18 protein-coding genes and 1 pseudogene are annotated in these 17,919 nt (G+C 57.5%); 4 read left to right on the top strand and 15 right to left on the bottom strand.

Features of this window, described 5'->3' with window-relative positions; all coding sequences use genetic code 11:
• Positions 1-195, top strand: a pseudogene (locus ABLV11_RS06485) (hypothetical protein); the annotation flags it as partial.
• Positions 196-261: 66 nt separating this feature from the next.
• Here the strand turns inward: ABLV11_RS06485 and ABLV11_RS06480 are convergent.
• The 4 genes from ABLV11_RS06480 to ABLV11_RS06465 are packed head-to-tail and all read right to left on the bottom strand — an operon-like array spanning position 262 to position 5,003.
• Positions 262-1,746: an MdtP family multidrug efflux transporter outer membrane subunit gene (locus ABLV11_RS06480; protein ID WP_126489525.1), complete on the bottom strand. Its 1,485-nt coding sequence runs from the start codon at positions 1,744-1,746 to the stop codon at positions 262-264.
• On the bottom strand, positions 1,743-3,686 hold the full coding sequence (locus tag ABLV11_RS06475) for an FUSC family protein (protein ID WP_126489524.1): 1,944 nt from the start codon (positions 3,684-3,686) through the stop codon (positions 1,743-1,745). The genes ABLV11_RS06480 and ABLV11_RS06475 overlap by 4 nt, the downstream gene beginning before the upstream one ends.
• Positions 3,687-3,695: 9 nt before the next feature.
• Positions 3,696-4,724 carry a multidrug transporter subunit MdtN gene (gene mdtN, locus ABLV11_RS06470; RefSeq protein ID WP_016809158.1) on the bottom strand — a complete coding sequence of 343 codons (1,029 nt, stop codon included), beginning with the start codon at positions 4,722-4,724 and terminating at the stop codon, positions 3,696-3,698.
• Positions 4,725-4,730: 6 nt separating this feature from the next.
• Positions 4,731-5,003 carry a YtcA family lipoprotein gene (locus ABLV11_RS06465; RefSeq protein ID WP_004105391.1) on the bottom strand — a complete coding sequence of 91 codons (273 nt, stop codon included), beginning with the start codon at positions 5,001-5,003 and terminating at the stop codon, positions 4,731-4,733.
• A 269-nt stretch (positions 5,004-5,272) separates the two neighbouring features.
• On the opposite strand from ABLV11_RS06465, the gene yjdI reads away from it, so the two are divergent.
• The gene (gene yjdI / locus ABLV11_RS06460; protein ID WP_004105390.1) at positions 5,273-5,503 is read left to right on the top strand and encodes a 4Fe-4S mono-cluster protein YjdI; all 231 of its coding nucleotides are present in this window, start codon (positions 5,273-5,275) and stop codon (positions 5,501-5,503) included.
• Positions 5,504-5,514: 11 nt separating this feature from the next.
• Positions 5,515-5,787 carry a GNAT family N-acetyltransferase gene (locus ABLV11_RS06455; protein WP_004115198.1) on the top strand — a complete coding sequence of 91 codons (273 nt, stop codon included), beginning with the start codon at positions 5,515-5,517 and terminating at the stop codon, positions 5,785-5,787.
• A 47-nt stretch (positions 5,788-5,834) separates the two neighbouring features.
• Here the strand turns inward: ABLV11_RS06455 and ABLV11_RS06450 are convergent, their stop codons facing one another.
• The 11 genes from ABLV11_RS06450 to ABLV11_RS06400 all read right to left on the bottom strand — a co-directional run bounded on the left by ABLV11_RS06450 (position 5,835) and on the right by ABLV11_RS06400 (position 17,249).
• Positions 5,835-7,271 carry an EAL domain-containing protein gene (locus ABLV11_RS06450; RefSeq protein ID WP_077258035.1) on the bottom strand — a complete coding sequence of 479 codons (1,437 nt, stop codon included), beginning with the start codon at positions 7,269-7,271 and terminating at the stop codon, positions 5,835-5,837.
• Positions 7,272-7,299: 28 nt separating this feature from the next.
• Positions 7,300-8,226, bottom strand: coding sequence for a fimbrial protein (locus ABLV11_RS06445; RefSeq protein ID WP_024274666.1), 927 nt, complete (start codon positions 8,224-8,226; stop codon positions 7,300-7,302).
• A gap of 50 nt (positions 8,227-8,276) precedes the next feature.
• Positions 8,277-8,777 carry a fimbrial protein gene (locus ABLV11_RS06440; RefSeq protein WP_004105386.1) on the bottom strand — a complete coding sequence of 167 codons (501 nt, stop codon included), beginning with the start codon at positions 8,775-8,777 and terminating at the stop codon, positions 8,277-8,279.
• A 12-nt stretch (positions 8,778-8,789) separates the two neighbouring features.
• Positions 8,790-9,320: a fimbrial protein gene (locus ABLV11_RS06435; RefSeq protein ID WP_004115193.1), complete on the bottom strand. Its 531-nt coding sequence runs from the start codon at positions 9,318-9,320 to the stop codon at positions 8,790-8,792.
• Positions 9,321-9,330: 10 nt separating this feature from the next.
• The gene (locus tag ABLV11_RS06430) at positions 9,331-11,967 is read right to left on the bottom strand and encodes a fimbrial biogenesis usher protein (protein WP_126489523.1); all 2,637 of its coding nucleotides are present in this window, start codon (positions 11,965-11,967) and stop codon (positions 9,331-9,333) included.
• A gap of 73 nt (positions 11,968-12,040) precedes the next feature.
• Positions 12,041-12,766: a fimbria/pilus periplasmic chaperone gene (locus ABLV11_RS06425; RefSeq protein WP_126489522.1), complete on the bottom strand. Its 726-nt coding sequence runs from the start codon at positions 12,764-12,766 to the stop codon at positions 12,041-12,043.
• A 35-nt stretch (positions 12,767-12,801) separates the two neighbouring features.
• Positions 12,802-13,341 (bottom strand): fimbrial protein, encoded by a 540-nt coding sequence (locus tag ABLV11_RS06420; RefSeq protein WP_004115184.1) that lies wholly within the window; start codon positions 13,339-13,341, stop codon positions 12,802-12,804.
• Between the two features lie 72 nt (positions 13,342-13,413).
• Positions 13,414-13,959 (bottom strand): type 1 fimbrial major subunit FimA, encoded by a 546-nt coding sequence (fimA, locus tag ABLV11_RS06415; protein ID WP_004105373.1) that lies wholly within the window; start codon positions 13,957-13,959, stop codon positions 13,414-13,416.
• 464 nt (positions 13,960-14,423) lie between these two features.
• Positions 14,424-15,050, bottom strand: a complete 627-nt coding sequence (locus ABLV11_RS06410; RefSeq protein WP_023321571.1) for a tyrosine-type DNA invertase — start codon at positions 15,048-15,050, stop codon at positions 14,424-14,426.
• Between the two features lie 441 nt (positions 15,051-15,491).
• Complete coding sequence (locus ABLV11_RS06405; RefSeq protein WP_004105369.1) at positions 15,492-16,097, bottom strand: tyrosine-type DNA invertase; 606 nt, start codon at positions 16,095-16,097, stop codon at positions 15,492-15,494.
• Between the two features lie 540 nt (positions 16,098-16,637).
• Positions 16,638-17,249, bottom strand: a complete 612-nt coding sequence (locus ABLV11_RS06400) for a LysE family translocator (protein WP_004105367.1) — start codon at positions 17,247-17,249, stop codon at positions 16,638-16,640.
• 149 nt (positions 17,250-17,398) lie between these two features.
• Between ABLV11_RS06400 and ABLV11_RS06395 the strand changes: the two genes are divergently transcribed.
• Positions 17,399-17,860, top strand: a complete 462-nt coding sequence (locus tag ABLV11_RS06395) for an Lrp/AsnC family transcriptional regulator (protein ID WP_126489521.1) — start codon at positions 17,399-17,401, stop codon at positions 17,858-17,860.
• Positions 17,861-17,919: the final 59 nt, after the last annotated feature.

The following is a 17,919-nucleotide window of genomic DNA, read 5'->3' as shown; positions in this document are numbered from 1 at the left end:
GACGGCGGTGAACCTGTAGCCCGGGCAAGGCGCGTTAAGCGCCGCCCCCGGGAGCGGGGCGCAGTGCGGCAGAATTTCCCGGAGGCGATGCTGCGCATCTGTCCGGGCTACCCAACAGCAGACGGCGGTGAGTGGGGCTCGCAGACGGCGATGAATTGTGGGGTTACCGGCTTACAGACGGCGGTGAACCTGTAGCCCGGGCAAGGCGTGTTAAGCGCCGCCCCCGGGAACAGAGCCTGGCGCGAGTAGGGAAATTCACGGCTATTGCGCCACTTCTTTCCCTGCGGAGGCCACCGCCGGGCCGCGGTAATCGCCGCCCAGGGCTTTAATCAAGGTGATATCGGTGCTGAGCCGCTGGGCCTCGATATCCAGCAGCAAAAGCTGCTGCGCGATGGCCGGACGACGCGCCTCCTGCGCCGCATAGTAGCTGACCAGTCCGCGCTGATGGTGCGCGCTGGCACTGCGGGTGGTTATCATCGCCGCCGCGACTTTCTGCTGCTGCAGCGCGGCCTGCTGGTTCAAATCGTTCAACTGGCTGGAGCTAATCGCCACGTCGCGCACCGCGTCCAGCACCGCCTGGTTGTACTGCTTAATTAAAATATTGCTCGCCGTACGCGTCGATTTCAGGTTGGCGTTTAAGCGCCCGCCGTCAAACAACGGCAAATAGAGCCCCGGCAGCAGGTTGATCTGCTGGAATGAGGACTTAAACAGATCGCCGACGCTCAGCGCGTTGTAGCCCCAGAAGGCTTTGATATCGAAGTGCGGGTAAAACGCCGCTTTTGCCGCGTCCACCTGGTTCATCGAAGCGCTGACGTAGCCGCGCAGCGCCTGCAGATCCGGGCGACGGGCCAGCAGTTCAAACGAAAGCGAATCCGGGAGCGTCTCCTGCAGCGCCGGCAGCGCCACGGGATGAATCTCCGGCATGCTATGCGCATCGGCGCCAATCAGCGCCCGCAGCGTTTCCCGATACTGCGTCAGCGTCCCCTGCGCCGTAATCACCTGCTGCTGCGCCGCCAGCAGCTCTGCCTGGGCGTTGGCGACATCGACGCTATCCTCCACGCCGCGCGCGGTACGATGCTCATGCGCCTGCACCGAGAGCCTGGCGATGGCCTCCAGCTGATTAAATAATGCGATTTTCTGGAAAGTTGCCTGCATCGCGAAATAGAGCTGGGCCACGCTGCTGGCAAGATCCAGCTCGATGCCGGCGGTCTCCGCCTGGCGGGCGTTCTTTTCGCCAATCGCGGCGGCAACGCGGGCGCGGTCGGCGCCCCATAAATCGATATTCAGCGTCGCCCCGACGCCAACCGTATTCAGCGTGTACCAGGGGCCGTTTTTATCCACCGGCAGGGAGAAGGAGTAGGGCCAGGTGAACTGTTTATTGGTGACCCGCAGACGGTTTTGCGCCGCCACGGCGGTGGCCTGCACGCCCATTGCCGACTGCGCCAGCTCGACCGTGGACTGCGATTGTGAAATACGCAGCCGCGCCGCCTGCATGGTGGGGGAGTTCTGCAGCGCGCGATTGACCAGCATATTTAGCTGCGGATCCTGATAGCCTTCCCACCAGCGCGCCGTCGGCCAGCCGCTATTCGCCAGATGGATCACCTGCGCCAGCTCGGCCTGCTGCGGATTGACCAGCGGAACCTGGCCGGGATCGTCCTGAATTAATGCGCACCCGGTTAACAGCGTCAGGGCGAAGGCAAACACCGGGGAGCGCGCGGCGCGCGGGAGAGTAGAGGTTTTAATCATGATTGCATTGCCTGTCGCGGAGTATCGGAAGACGCAAATGGCCACGCCGGCAGAGCGGCCAGCGCGTTGACCAGCGGCGCGCCAAATGGATTCGCCGGGTCCGGGAGAAGCGCCTGAGGGCGTTCTACGGCAGTTTGCTGCGCCTCGATATCGGCAGCGTAGCCTTCAAGCCGCCGGGCGCAGCGGGGTAAAAAAGTATCCCCCGGCGCGGCGTACAGACGATAGCCTTCGCTGAGGCGCAGGATCTCTTCCGCCTGATGGAACGTCGCCCGCACCGGCCAGTTTTTGGCTTCCGTCCACGGGTGGGCGTAGGTTCCCAGCGGCTCGGCGGCTACCCGGTTGATTAAGGTTTCGCTCTCGGTCAGCGCGGCAAATAGCGGTACCAGCTGAACCGCATCGTCGCTTGAGGAGAGGGTCTGCGCCAGCTGGCGATAAAGCTGCGCCAGACGCGCTTTGAGCTGCGGGGCTTCGCTATCCGGCCATAAATAGAGATGTACAATCGAGGAGACCAGCACGCCGAGCAGGATACCGATAACCCGGTCGCGCAGTTCGGTAAGGTTGCTGAGCGGGCCAAACCAGCTGAGGAACGCCAGCGCAAAGGTGAAACCTATCTGGATCCCGGCGTAGGCGATGCGCTCTGAGCCTGCCGCAATCCACGCCGCCAGCGCGAACACCGGCAGGGTCATCGCCAGCAGGCCGCTCAGCGAGTCGGTCCAGGGCTGCACAAAGACGATCAGGAGCAGCGCAATCAGCGTCGCCAGCAGCGCGCCGCCGATACGCAGCCACGTTTTCTGCATGGTAGCGCCCAGACCCGGCTGGGCGACAATGACGCAGCTCAGCATAATGGTGTGGATACCCTGCCAGTCTGCGGCGGTATAGAAAACGTAGCACAGCAGCGTCGCCAGCAGCGTTTTCAGGGCAAAGTGCAGATAGACCGGATTGGACCACGCGTCCGGCAGCAGCAGCGGCGCTTTTTCCACTTCACCCTGCGGTAACGCGATGGTTTCGCCGCGCGCCAGCCGCGCCAGCACCTCGGCGATCTCCTGCAAAATGGCGCTGTTATCGCTATCGCGCGGGACCATCAACGGCTCCATATCCGCCGCTGTGGGGCTGGGCAGATTATCCGCCAGCGCGTTCAGCTCGCGGGCTATCCGCTGGCGCGCATCGGAATGGTCGCGGCCCGGTTGTAGCAGCGCCGTTAAATGGTAGCAGCGCAGCGCGGCGGCCATCAGCGATTGCCAGGCCTGTGGGCTGGCGGCAATCTCCGGCGTGGCGCGGGCGGCTTGCTGGTACAGGGACTGCAACTGGTTAAACTGGCCGGCGATCTCTTTAAAGGAGGGTTGCGGCGCCCCGCTATCCGGTTGGCTAAGAATCCGCGCCGTCTGGCGCAGCATGACCACCAGCCGGGCTTTAAACTGATAGCCGGGGAACGCCTGTTGGAAGCAGGCGTTGACCAGCAACGTCACCAGAATGGCGGTGTTAATCGCCACCCATAGCCACAGCAGCAGGCGTACCAGAATTTCGCTCTGGCTGGTCATCGACGGGAAGGTCTGGGCGTAGATGACTGCCAGCGCCACCACGAAAAACGCCAGCCCCAGCTTGCCGAGGACCCGCATCAGGTAAATCGCACAGAAGAACAGGATCACCGAGGCAACCAGGCGAATTAGCGGATAGTCATAGGTCCACTTAATAATCAGCAGTACGCCGCCCAGGGCGACGCTGACGGTCACCACGAAAACCACGCTGACCAGCTTAATCATCAGGACGTTAGGCTGGCTGACGTAAAACACCACGATCAGCGCCACGGCGAGGAAGGGAATATGCAGCGTCATAAACAGCACAATCAGCACCGCACAGCTGAGCGTCAGGCGCAGGGTATAGTTCGCCCGCCCCGGCGCATCGCGGAGTTCCCGGGTCAGAAACGGCCACAAGCTTTGCATGCCGTCTCCTTATTGCGGCTGGAGAATGGCGCTGGCGGAAGCGCCCATGCGAAACAGGTTCGGGTCGGGATCTTTGACGGCGATTTTAACCGGGAAGCGCTGGGAGACATGGACCCAGTTGATGCTCTTCTGAATAACCGGCAGGCCTTCAATGACGCTGCCGCCGTCGGGCAGAACGCCGGTGCCGACCGAGTCGACTACGCCCTCGAAGGTGCGGCCATGGTTGGTCATTACGGTAATTCTGGCCGGAACGCCGGGCCGAACACTCTGCAAGTCGGTTTCGCGGAAGTTTGCCACCACGTACCAGTGGTCGTCATCCAGCAGGGTAAAGACCGGCTTAAGGGCCGAGGCGTACTGGCCGATCGTCGTCTTCAGCGCCACCACCACGCCGTTAAACGGCGCGCGCACTTCGGTAAATTCGAGATGCAGCTCGGCCAGCGCAATTTGCGCCAGGATCCCCGCGCGCTGCGCCACCATGGCATCAACGCCGGTCACGGCCGCGGAAGCCTGTTTCGCCTGCAGCAGGGTGGCCTCCAGTTCGGCGCGCGCCGCTTTTTCGGCCGTTCGCGCCTGATCCAGATCTTCTTGTGAGGCAAACCCCTGCGGTACCAGCGGCTCAAGGCGTATGCGTGAAGAGGTGGTCTGCTTAACCAGCGCTTTAGCACGTTCAACGGCGGCGTTGACCGACTGCGCGTTGTACTCCTGCGCTTTGATGGTGCGCTGGGTCAGCATAATCTGCGCATCAAGCGTGGTCAGCCGCGCCTTGGCATCATCAAGCATCGCCTGGTAGGGACGCGGGTCGATGCGGAACAGCAGATCGCCTTTTTTCACCCGCTGATTGTCGCGAATCGGCATTTCGACGATCCGCCCGCTCACTTCCGGCACCACGTCGATGGTGTCGGCATAAACGTAAGCATCGTTGGTTTCCGGCGAGGTTTGCAGCTGCCAGATAACCAGAATCAGCGCCACGATCGCGGCGAGAACGAGCGCCAGCAGGGGCCATTTTTTGCGGATAACGCTTGAGCGGGATTGGGTCATAGGGATCTAGTTTACGAAGAACAGGAACCACAGAATCGTGGCGAACAGGAACATCAGCGCCAGATAGCTGAAGACCAGTGGAGAAAATCGCGATTGCCATCCTTGACGCACAATCAGGATATGGCAGGGAATAAGTAACAGCGCGGCGCCTAATAAGCAGAAGAACCAGCCGGGAAATGCTGCGCCTAAAACCGGAATCGCCGGGGATAATGAGCAGCCGGAGAGCGTAAATAGCGAAAATAAGAGCGCAGGGCCCGCCAGCTTAACAATGCGATTCAAGACGAAATACCTGAGTGCTCGGATTAAGGTGAAATGAGTTTAATCTCACTGTCGGGGAAATAAAAGGCGGAGAGAACAGAAGCGTCTGTATTCCATCGATAAACAGGATATTTTCTATGGATAACACCTGCATAGAAAATCATTCATTCTGCATTAACGACCAGCGGTGGGCGAAATAAAATTTCGCGTGTCACCGATAGTCGGCGGTGGCTGGCAGGGCTATGCTTAGAGCCAGGACTATAAAAAATAGTCAGAACTGAGGCAATGTCATGGATAAAGAATTACTGCAAGCGGGCTATCGCGCCTATACCGGAGAGAAAATAGATGTCTACTTTAACACCGATATCTGCCAGCACTCGGGTAACTGCGTACGCGGTAGCGCGAAGCTCTTCAATCTGAAACGCAAACCGTGGATCGTCCCGGATGAAGTGGACGTGGCCACGGTGGTCAAGGTTATTGATACCTGCCCGAGCGGCGCGCTGAAGTATCGCCAAAAATAAGCGAGGAAATGATGGAAATACTGGAAGGTCATAACAAGTTTTACGTCAATGACGCCGACGGGAAGCAGGTGGCGGAAATTGTTTTTGTGCCTACGGGCGAGCACCTCAGCATTATTGAACACACTGACGTCGACCCCAGTCTGAAAGGCCAGGGCGTGGGAAAAAAGCTGGTGGCGAAAGTGGTGGAAAAAATGCGCGGCGAGCAGCGTAAAATTATTCCGCTATGCCCGTTTGCCAAACATGAATTTGATCATACCCGCGAGTACGACGATATTCGCGCCTGAAATAAATGCGCCAGCGCGCTGGCGCCACCTTTTTATCTGACGCCGTGTTACCCGGCGATAAGGTTCAGATCGCGGCCGGATAAAAGCTGGTGGATAAGGTCACTGACGTTTTCCCGCTCCACCGGCGGCGAGATGAAATAACCCTGAAAACGGTCGATCCCCAGCGCCTTCAGTCGGTTGAATTTATCCAGACTGTCCACGCCTTCGGCAACACAGCGGCTACCGGTTAGCTGACAGTAGTAGAGCAGACTTTTGATTAGGGCCAGGGCGTGAGGATCGCGCTGCATGTCGTTGACGATGCTCATATCCAGCTTATAGGCGCTGAACCTGACCGATCGTACCGGAAACATGACGCTGCTTTGTGAAAAGCAGTCATCCAGCATAATGGTAAAGCCCTGCTTGCGTAGCCGGGAAATATTGTCGGCAATTTTACTCTGCAGGTTGAGGTCCAGGGTTTCAGCAAATTCCAGTACCAGCCTCGAAGACATATGGGGCTGACGCAGCTGCTGGCGCGCGGTCTCCACCATCCGGAGCAGGTTGTCATTGCTGGCGATAGCAGCGGGAATATTGACCGAGAAATAAAACTCTCCGGAGTGCAGATTAATATTCTCCACGGCCTCGCGAATCACAAAGGCGGTCAACACCAGCCAGGCATACGCGGAATGTACCTGCGGCAAAAACTCGCCCGGCAGCATAACCTGTCCCTTTTGCCGCCAGCGACAGAGGATCTCCAACCCTTTTAGCTGCATCCGACCATCGGTGATGGGCTGGAATACCGGGAAAATTTGCCGACAGTGAATGGCGTGGACAAATTCGCGCTCGAAGGCGGAAAGCGCAGCATCCGGTTGGATCTTCTGCCCTTTGGTCTGGCTGCCGGGGAATCGGGTTGCCAGCTGAGGATGATGTTCCACCATTTTTTTCAGTCCTGCCGTTCGCTGGTTATAAAGCGTTTTGTGGCTAATGCCGCGGCGCTTTGCCTGGGCGTTGACGCTGTATCCGCTGAGTAGACCGAGAATGGCATTTAGCTCCGGCCGGGTGAGCCCGCCAGGGCGCTTTCCGCCGAGGCGTATCTCTTCGTCGGCCAGCTGTTTAAGCGAAGGATATCTTTGCAAAATATAGTCCTGCAGCACCGCGGTCAGGCTGGGGACGGGCAGGTCCGAGGCGGCGGTGCGCACTTCGGCAAGCAAACGGTGATCGATGACCTGATGCAGCAGCGTATGCCACAGCCAGCTGGCCGGGCTGCGGCTGAGGATCAGCATCGGCAGCGGCGTCGCGGAGTGTTCAAGAAACGCAGCGGCCTGCTGCAGGGTGGTGAGCAGCCTGGCCGGGGTTTCCGGCAGAAAAACGATAAGGCGGCGAATGCCCGTGTCGCCGGGAAGCATCTGCGTATCCGACGGCAGCACAACGGGCCGCATGCCGCTGGCCATCATCACTTTGACTAATCCATCGGCGACCAGCGAGCAGGGCGAAAGGATATAGTCCACTCCCGCTCTGCCGCGCGCCGCGGGCGCGTTACTGGTAAACAAAGGTCACCCCAATAATGGATTGCACGTTGCCCGCGGTGACCTGGCCGCTGGTTCGCGCATAGGTTGCGGTGAGTCCGAGGTTGACCGCGGAGGTGCCCACGGTTCCCATAGAGACGGTACTGTTTGAGCGCAGAATAGTGCCATTGCGCAATAGCTGAACGCCTATCCCCTGGGCCGGTGAGGCGGAAGAGGTATTGGTGAACACGCTATTGGCGCTATCCGCCGTGGTGCCGGAGAGGTAAAAACCTATCTTTTGATTTTGCCCGCAGCGTACCGTGAGCGGAACAGCGGTCGAACCCGGGTACTCAGGCAGCGTTACCGTGACGTTGCGAGCGGAAACATCGCAGCCGCCCGTCGGGATAATCACGCTATTGTTGGCATAGATGTTCCAGGTAAATTTAGAGGTACGAACGTTACCGCCGCCGTTGATATCGGAACCCACCTGATACATGACCAGCGTGGCGATATGCGAGCCGGCGCTTATCGCCAGCCCGGAGGCGGTGGATATTGGCGTCAGGTAGAGCTGGGTATTCCAGCTGGTGTAGTTGCCGGAAGTAAAATTATGGCTGGCGGTCGGGGAGTTTAGCGGGAAACTATAGCTAACTCCGTAGTACTTTAAAGAACCGGTAAAATTGGTCAGCAGGCCGCTATAGGCCGAGCCCTGTAGCATGCTTACCATGTCGTTGCGCCTGTCCGGCGCGTCATTTTTACAAAAAATCGAGCTGGATAAGTCGACGACCAGGTTCTGCCCCGCTCCGAGGCTTGGCTGCAGGTTAACGTAGACGTTGGATACTTTCCCGCCGGTATCGCTGTTTAATATGGTGCCGGTGGAGTCGTAGCAGGTATAAGCCCTGACGCTGGTGGAAAAGCCCGCTAACACAAGCGCCAGCCACAGCGCGTTGACCAGCGCCATACGACATCTACGGGGAGCGGTAATCCGCTGATTCATAACGTTCTCCTGCCTTATAGCCAGGTGTAGGTGACGTTAATCACCGCCTGGATTGTTCCTTGCGTTGGTCCGCCGTTAACCGTCAGCGCCCTGACGCGCAATGGAAAGCGGGTGGATTGCGTGGCATCGTTGACGGCCACCGTTTTGCTTGTGCCGTTGTTAAACCGGGCGCCGCTGGTATCCTGCAACTCCAGCTGGAGGTTGCCCGCCGTTCCCTGATTTTTGTAGTAGCCCGTGCTGTCCGCCGTTCCGCTGAAGGTGGCGGTGACCCGCGAGGTGCCGACCGGACAGTTGCTGAGATCGAGGGTGACGTCATGCCAGCCTGATGCCGAGCCGGGTGAAAGCATGTTAAAGGTGTATAAATCACCAAGGTCAACGGTGGCCTTCGGCGTGGCGATGGTGCAGGGTTTGGCCACCACTTTACCGTTAACGGTAATGGTCACGTCGGCGGCGCGGGGGGCGCTGGCGAAGGCCATCATTACCGCCAGCAGCCAGGGTGCATGAGTCCATTTCATTTCAGCCTCCGGTTACTGAAATTCAAGCGTGAAGGTTGCGGTGGCATTAACGTGTCCTGCTGTAATCGGGACGCGCGCGGCCATCAGCCTGGCGTAGAAGTTGAGGGTGTTGGTCTGCCCGGGTTTCAGCGTGGTCCACGCGATGTTTGACGAGGGGGCGTTGAGTACCAGGGGCGCCCGGCTGCCGTTAAGGATCTGCACGCCGATGCCGGACGCTGCCGATACGCCACTGTCCAGCTTAAGCAGGCTGGTGTTGTCGCTGTCCGCTATGCCGGTAAAGCCGACTTTAACCGCGGTGACGGAGCCGCCGCAGGGCGACAGCACGATGCGAAACGGCACCAGCGGCGTGGTCGTGCCGACGGCATTAAACTGTTTGGCGGCGTTATTCATCAGATCGACGGTAAAATCTTTTGACTCACCTGCGACGGCGCAGGTGTTATCCCTGACATATCCGCTAATCGTGATGGTGCTATCGGCGGCAGGGGTGCTGAAGGAGACCAGAGAGAGTATGGCGCCCAGCAGATACAGGTTTTTTCTCATCATCATGGTTTCCTTAGCGGCACGCTGCCGACAGCTGGCTTAACGCCTGGTTCTGGCTTTCCGGCGGCAGGCTGTAGCTGGCCTCACAGCTGGCGTTCGGACCTTCGCCCCATTTCGCCCGCACCTTGCCCGCCAGCGGCATCCCGCTCAGGTAGACCTGGCCGTTATCGGCGACGATGCTGCTGCCCTGGCTGTCGACAGCGGAGGCTATGGCGCCAAAAGGAACCGGTTTACCGTTGTGAGTCAGCGTCATCAGCAGCTTCATGCCGACGCTGGCCTTAAATTCGGCGCGCGCAATCGCCCCGTGGGTGGGCACAATACTGACCACCGCATCATCAAGGTCGACGTTATTGGCCAGCGTATTGGTGTCCAGCGCCACCCGGTTTTCCCGGTATTCGGTGGCGTAGGGCAGAACGGCGTAGCCGCGCCAGTCGGTCCGTACCCCGGTCTGGTTTTCTACCTTCACGCCATCCGCGCCGGGGGCTTTGATCAGCACGACCGTGTCGTTCATCGGCTGGCTCAGGGTGACGCCGTCAGCGTGGGCCAGCACGCCGCCGCTCAGGCCGTAGTAGAGCTGTTTGATACCGTCGCTGCGGCTGTAGCCGACGTTGGCGTTACCGTAGCCGCCGCGGTAGTTCAGCGCCGCGTATCCGGTGCCGCCGCTGTTGCCATCGCCGCCGCCGGCGTAGCCGGTCTGTACGCTGTAGCTCAGGTTGTTGTCCTCCAGCAGCGTGCCGTACAGGCCGGCAAGGCTGGTGGTCCTGCCGTTCAGATCGTTGGACATGCTGTAGCTGGCGTTACCGTTTCTCCAGGCGGAGGTGCTGTCGGAACGCATCCAGTGGCTGAACGGGATACTGACGTTGAGCGCCAGCATCTGGTCGCGCCCCTGCTGCCAGGCGTTTCTGGTCAGGCTGTAGCTCAGGGTCCAGTTGATATCGTCGACGGCGGCGTTAAGCCCGGCCTGGAGCTGCTGGTCGGCGCTGCTGGTTCCCCAGTAGGTCTGGTGGCTACCGCTCAGGTAGAGCGTGGCGGTACGCCCCAGCTGCTGGGTGACGCTGAGCTGTACCCTGCCGCGCTTGTTGTACGCGAGGTTGTAGTAATCGGTGAACTTCGGCTTCATCTGCACCACGCCGTCCTGGGTCTCGACGTTGTAGCCGCTCATCCGGTTATAGGTGGTGTCGGCGAAGCTGAAATAGCCACGCGTCGAGTAGCGGTAGCCCACCAGCTGAATGTTGGTGCCGGTATCCGTCAGCGACTTGTTATAGAGGAAACGCACCGACTGCCCCTGATGCTCGCTGTCATCCGGCAGGGTGGCGTTGGCCTGGGTGATATCCAGCGACAGCGCCCCCAGTTGGCCCAGATTTTTGCCGACGCCGAGGTTAAAGGCGCGGTAGCGGTCCGCCAGCTGGGTGCCGCCGTACAGGGTCCAGCCTGCCGGAAGACCGCGCATTACGGTGCTCTGGAAAAATTTCGGTTTTTCCTGCTGATTGTTGCCGCTGCGGTACTCCCCGGCGGTGACGGCATAGCGGGTATGGCCCTCGCGCTGGAGCACCGGCACGGACGAATAAGGGACGGTGAAGACCTGGCTGCTGCCGTCGGCCTCTTTGATGGTCACCTGCAGGTCGCCGCCGTTGCCGGCGGAGTAGAGATCGTTGATGGTGAACGGGCCGGGGGGCACCGTGCTCTGGTAGATCTCATAGCCGTTCTGCTTCACCGACACCTGAGCGGTACCGCGGGCAATGCCGTGGATAACCGGGGCAAACCCCTTCTGGCTGTCCGGCAGCATGTTGTCATCGGAGGCGAGCTGCGCGCCGCGGAAGTTAATGCCGTCGAAGACGTCGCCGTTGGTGTAGCTGTCGCCCAGGGTCAGACGCGAGCGCAGCGCGGTGATGTCGCGCTCCAGCCAGGTATTGACGTGCTGCCACCTGTTTTCACTGGTCGATGAACTGCCGCTGCTGCTGTAGCTCCAGGTGGTGTTATCGCGCAGACGCCAGGCGCCGAGATTCAGCCCGCTCTGCAGATTCAGGTACGCGTAGTTGCTGCTGCCGCCGATGTCGTTATGGACGTTGTTGCCGGTGAAGTTGTAGTTCAGCAGCCCGGCGTTAATCCCGTGGTCCCAGAGCTCGGGCGGAATATAGCCGCGGGCGCGGTTGCCCATAAACGCCTGGGGTACGGTCAGGTACAGCCGCTGCAGGCCGACATCGAAGCGGGTAGTGGCGTCCTTGATGGTTTCGGTTAACGGTACGCAGGCATCGGATGCCAGAGCGCCGATCCCTTTAATGGATGTCGTGTTGATGCCCATCCCGGCCAGCTGCCCGCGCGTCAGGCAGGGGACCAGCGAGCGATCGCTTTCGCTACTATTAAAAGTGACATCGCGGGTAGTCATAAACCCGTCATTGAGGTAAATATCGACGCGATAGGTTCCCGGAGGGACCTCCTGGCCGTTGGCAAATCCTGATAAGTCCGCCACGGCGGCAGGGTCATCCGCTAAAAAACGTGGATTAAAATAGAGCTCCGCCTGCACGGAAAAGATCGGTGCCGCAAGTAACAGAGCCAGCGTGATTTGAGCGAAAGCGCGCGCATTCCCCGGCCCGTGGCTGCTTTTACGTCCGGAGCCCAGATCGTCGAGTCCATATTTCAGATGTGACATAGTCCCTCCGGTCCAAAGTCGCCCGGCTGTCAGTTCTTATTTTTATTTCCGGGAGAACGCGGTCTCCCGTCAGTTATTGCGTAGCGCCCTGCATCCGCGGGGTCAGCGCGCCGTAGTCGTTAATCGTCCGGTATGTAATCTCGCGACCTGCATCGGCGGGTAATTTAACGCTGGCTTCACCCATCGGCGGAACCAGCGCATTTTCCAGCACCCGGGTACCGGCGTTGAGTTCGGTGACCGTCAGGTAGTAGGGAGTGGGGTTGATCAGCGTAAGCGTGCCTGCGCCGCGGCGGAACTTCAGCTTTTCGGCAGCCTGATCCGGCGGCAGCGCCAGCTTTGCCGGGCGGTAATAGAGCTTGATGCGGCTGATGATCGCCAGCTGGAGAGTGTTTTCGCTGAGCTTTGATTTATCCATCGACGGGATCGCTTTGACGTTCATCCAGAACAGCGTTTCCCGATCCTGCGGCAGCTGGTTGCTGGTGGCATCAATGATGCGCAGGGTATTCTCTTTTTTTCCCTGCATGGCGAACAGCGGCGGGGTGATGACAAAGCGACCGTCCTTCGCGCCATCGGCATTCTCCACCCATGACTGAATCAAATAAGTGCTCTTTTCGTCGTTGTTGGTGACCGCCAGCTGAACCTGCTTTTGCCCGGCAGGATAGATGACGCGGGTCGCCCCCAGCGCCACGCCAGCCTCGGCGCGAGCGGTAAATCCCATGGCGGCTATCATCAGCGCTCCCGCCAGTAAACCGCGCGCTATCGCCAGTGTTGTTCTCACGTTTACCCCTTTTATCGTCACCGTCGTTTCCTGTTTTCGGTTCGTCTGCTGATTAATTACTGGTAGGTCAGGGAGAACCAGGCCTGAGCGTTGGCCGCGCCTCCGGTGACCTGATGCCCTGTTGCCCGGTATTTCGCTACAAAATGCAATGTGGTTGGCCCGGTATACAATCTTGTCCAGGCGGCGGGAGGGCCGTTCAGTGGGATTGGATGGTCGTCTTTATCAAACAGAGCGACGCCCACGCCGGTCGCTATCCCCGGTCCTTCGCCCACTGAGAGCACGTCCGGGTTTTTACCATCGGCGACGCCGTGAAAGGCCACGCCAACGCGCTGGCTGACGGCGGTACTGCACTCCTGCAGGTGGATATCGAAGGGGACGGGGTTGGTGTCTTCCCCGGCCGAATGAAACCGATTGCTGCTGATCTGCCCCATGTTGACCGTCATCTGCCGGTCGCCCGCTTCAACGCGGCAGGACTCGGCAATAATGATCCCCTGAAAGCGCATGTTTCCGCCGGGCAGCGTGACGTTCCACTGGTTACCGGCCAGCGCCAGCGGCGGGAGCAAAAATATCAACAGACCTGACTTCATCCTTTGCATCGTTATCACCCGAATTCCGTTATGGATAACGGGCCTTCCTGGCCCGGCGCGCGTCCCTGCCTGATGAAAAAATTACTGGTACTGCACTTTAAAGGTGGCGTCAGCGTTAGCGGTACCGGCAGTGGCAGCGGCAGTCGCGTAGTAGCGAGCCTGGAACGGAATTATGTTGGTGCCATCGTTCAGGGTGGAAGCTGCGCCGAAGGTTGCGCCATCCAGCGCCAGCGGCGTACCGGTACGGTCAAGGATCTGCACGCCGACGTTAGTCGCGCTGCCTGCCGCCGAGCTTTGCAGCGCCAGTACGGTGGTGTTGGTGCTGTCAATCGCGGTGCCGGTGAAGGCGACGGAGGCCTTGGTGGCAACGGTGGTGTCACAATCGTTCAGCTGGATATTGAAGCCGACAGCCGTGCTGGTGCTGCCCGCAGTCGCCAGTTTCGCCGAACGTACCTGGCCCATTGGAACGGTTTGATCGATTGAACCCGCGTCAATGGCGCAGGCTGCGTTGACGACTTCCCCTTTAAAATGCACCGTGCCGCCATTTACCGTGGTGTCGGCCAGCGCCGCCGCGGAGCTCAGAGACAGGGCTGACAGAACAACGATTGCCAGTGATTTGATTTTCATGTTGTTTTCCTTTGAACAATATCGGGATTACGAACCGATCTGGCCGTCATCATGACCTCCAGGTATTTCATGTTTCAGCCGGTATATTCGGCTGCGGTTCTGCATGTTTTTCACCCAAAAAATGAGACATTTGGGGCCATTTTGACTCGTTGGCGTAATTGACTGAAATTATGATGATATGATTGTTTATTTGGTTTTTTAATCTTCTTTATCGTTGTTTTACGACATAAAAAATCGATATCGTTAAGGCTTAATAAGCCATGGATGGCTATAGGCAACGCGTGGCCGGGAAGGATGGGCAGCGGAAAGAAGGACGTTTCTGGAAAAGATTAAAAATAAAAAAACATTGTTAATCAACGTGATATTGGTTTTTACCCCCTGTTTGATGCATTCGATGGTTGCAAAAGGTTACTGAATATTTTTATGATGCACACAGTTTGGCCCCAATTGACCTGTTCGGTAAGTTATTTTCCCTTATTTATCAAACTATTATTTTCCATCCTCTGATTTTGTAAATTCCACTCCATCAGGTTGTTGCGTTCCCAGAGTCCGGCGAATCGCGCGGCGTTGCTGGCCGTATAGCGTACGGTATGGCGAATGTTTCGATGGCCGAGATAGTCCTGAATAAGGCGGGTGTCGGCCCCTCTCTCCGCCAGTTCGTAACCGCAGGCATGGCGCAGCATATGCGGGTGAGTATGGGTAGCCGTGCCAGCGTCCACGCCAGCGGTGCGGATGATGCGGTAGGCCTGCTGACGCGAAAGCGGCGTACCGCGTCGCGATATAAACAGCGCATCGGTTTTTTGCGCGCCTTTCCAGGCGCCGCGTACCTGACTCCAGCGCCTGATAGCGTCACATTCATCGACCATCAGAGGATGTACGGTGGAGAATCCATTCTTCAGCCGTCGAATATTGATGCGGCCTTCGACAAGATCGAGGTCGCGGTAGTGCAGATCGAGTAATTCGCTAATGCGCATACCATGACGAAAAGCGAGCAGGATTAGACAGTAATCCCGCTCTCCCGTTTGCCCGTGGCGGGCTGCCAGCATCATCGCCTGAACTTCTTTACCTGTAAGAAAACGACGTCGGTTCACAATAAATAACTCCTGATATGATCTTGAAAATTAACACGACCCTGCTGACCGCAGGGGGCGCTCACAAATAATCCGCAAGGTTAATCGCGTATTATATGAAGGGGCTTAAGCATAGTTGAATAATGACATTGTAGCGGCTGTGGGGCAGAATATTACAGATGATAAATCTTATTCTTATAGATTTTATTGATGGCGACAACCTCTGGACCGCGGTTCTTTTTCAGGTGCATAAAATTAAAAGGAAAAAAGCATGGTTGCGGCTATTTTAAACGGAAGGGCGTTGACGCATTTATATGCAGAGCCATGCCCGGGGGTAATAAGATAAATCCTCGTTGCGCTGTGAACTTGCCGGAACAATAATCATAAACACCGCATGGTTAATTTTTTTTAATGTTTACCGCTGCCTGATGGTTATTTTGACGCCCTCCCTGGCATCGAGCATTACGGCAGAACAGGGCTCCGCTGTCTGTCTCTGCTTTCGTCCCAGATACCATAGAAACGGCCAGCGTTACTGGCGGTATACCATACGGTATGGCGAATGTTGCGGTGGCCCAGGTAGTCCTGGATAAGGCGGGTATCAATGCCCATGTTGGCCAGGGCGAAGCCGCATGAATGACGGAGCATATGCGGATGAATTTCGAGCGATAGCCCGGCATTATCACCAGAGGCGGAAATAATCTGATAAAACTGCTGGCGAGACAAAGGATTACCTTTTCGTGAGAGAAATAACCATTCGCTGTCGGACTGCGGGTACGAGGCGCGGACCTGTAGCCAGTTTTTTAATGCGCGGATTTCTTTATTTAGCAAAGGATGCGTTGTCGAAAATCCATTCTTAAGACGGTGAATATAGATACATTTAGAACTAAGGTCGATATCGGAAATTTGCAGGCGGCATATTTCACTGGCGCGTAATCCGTGAATAAAACACAATAATGTCAGGCAATAATTGCGCGTGGCATGTGCACCACTGTTGGCCGCTTTGAGCAATGACTCTATTTCATTGTGAGTCAGGAAGTTCCTTTTTTTTAAAATAGCATTGCTTTTCATTGAGTTCCCTTTATTATACAGCCGGCGAGCGCACTTTTGGGCCATCATAAGATAATGATAAGATTCGGCTGCATGTGCATTATTTATTGCTGCTGCTGGCAATATTTAAGCGATATGACTTCTTTTGGACAGGCAGTTCTTATTTTTATATATATATTCGGCGTTGCGGTTTGGGGTAGGGCCCATATCCTGCTCATTCTTTTTCTCCTTAACTGGGTAGGCAGCAGTATATAACTTCTAATAATGTTAACCATACTGCAAAAACCATCTTATGAATAGGGAAAACAGGAAGCGCAACAATTGTGGGGAGCGTTAAGAATTGTTTTATTTCATATGAGATAAACCTTAACTGCCGCTAAGAGGGGGGGATATCGGAGGGTTGCGTAGCCAAAAAATCTGGCTGATAAGGAAGCGAGAGATGCGCATTGGCTAATTTAGAGTGGGGTGATGACGAATGCAAAATAACCGTACAGTAATGCGTTTTTGCCGTAATAATGCCGTGGCGCGAACAGGACACGCGCTCGCGCCTTATATGGCAGGCTACCTCAGCTGCTCCAGAAACAGCAGGGCGGCTATGGCGACCATCATCACCCCCGAAGCGATGCTGACTTTTTGCGCGATTTGAGGCCGGGTCGCTAACAGCGCTTTGGCGCCGTAGCCGACCAGTAAATAGACCAGCGTGCAGGTGATAAGGTGAATACCGCCCAGCGCCGACATCTGCTGCGCGACCGACCAGCTTCCCTGGGGGTCGGTAAACTGCGGCAGCAGGGCCAGAAACAGAAGAAAGACTTTTGGATTGAGGCCGCTAATGCATAGCCCCTTAATCGCCCAGCGATTCCAGCTATCCGCGCTGTATTGCTGTGTGCCTGGCGTTGGCGGATGGCGCAAAATAGCGATCCCCAGCCACATCAGATAGCCCGCGCCCAGCAGGGTAATCGTCGATAGCGCCAGCGGGTGGCCGGCGATTAACACGCCGATTCCGGCGACGACGATCAACGTGGCCAGCAGGTGACCGGACATTAGTCCGGCGACGGCGGGTATCACGCGCCGCCCGTTGATCCCTGCGCTGATGGTGTAGGCCCAGTCAGCCCCCGGCGTGATGATCAGCAGAAAGGAAACCAGCCAAAAGCTGGCGATAAAGCTCATTTCCATGGCCAGCGCCCTCCTGCGTGTTGATGGCAGTTTCTCATCGTTTTCCCTCGTAAAGCGGCGATTATTTGAGGAAAAGAATATCGGGTTTATTGCGCAATGAGCTTTCAATGTTATGCTCTGGAAGGGAAATCTGAGGGAAAATATTCCAAATGGATAGCATCGATCGAAAAATTCTTGCTGAGCTGCAGGCCGACGGGCGACTATCGATAACCGAGCTGGCCGAACGGGTGAATCTCAGTCTTTCGCCCTGCCATCGACGGCTGCGCACGCTGGAGCAGGAGGGGGTGATTACCGGCTATCGGGCCAACCTTGATCCGGCCAAAATGGGCTTCAACTTTTTGGCCATCGTCTTCGCGACGCTAAAAGAGGGGGACAAAAAAGCGGTAAGCGCGTTTGAGGAAGCGATCGAAGAGATCCCGCAAATCGTGCTGGCGCAGCGTCTGTTTGGCGATCCGGACTATCTGATGCATGTGGTGACGCGCGATCTTCCGGCCTTCCAGAAGCTGTACGATGATAAACTCTCCGCAATGCCCGGCGTGCAGCATTTACGTTCGACATTGGTCATGAAGACGGTCGTGCAGGATCGCCCTTTTCCGCTCGGTAACGGGTAACCGCAGCCCGGACAGATGCGCAGCATCGCCTCCGGGGAAATTCAGCCGTTCTGCATGCA

Source organism: Klebsiella sp. GW_Kp181, from assembly GCF_040062315.1.
Classification (GTDB): Bacteria; Pseudomonadota; Gammaproteobacteria; order Enterobacterales; family Enterobacteriaceae; genus Klebsiella; species Klebsiella oxytoca.
Note: the sequence above shows the minus strand (reverse complement) of the source record. Positions and strands in the feature narration are given on the sequence as shown.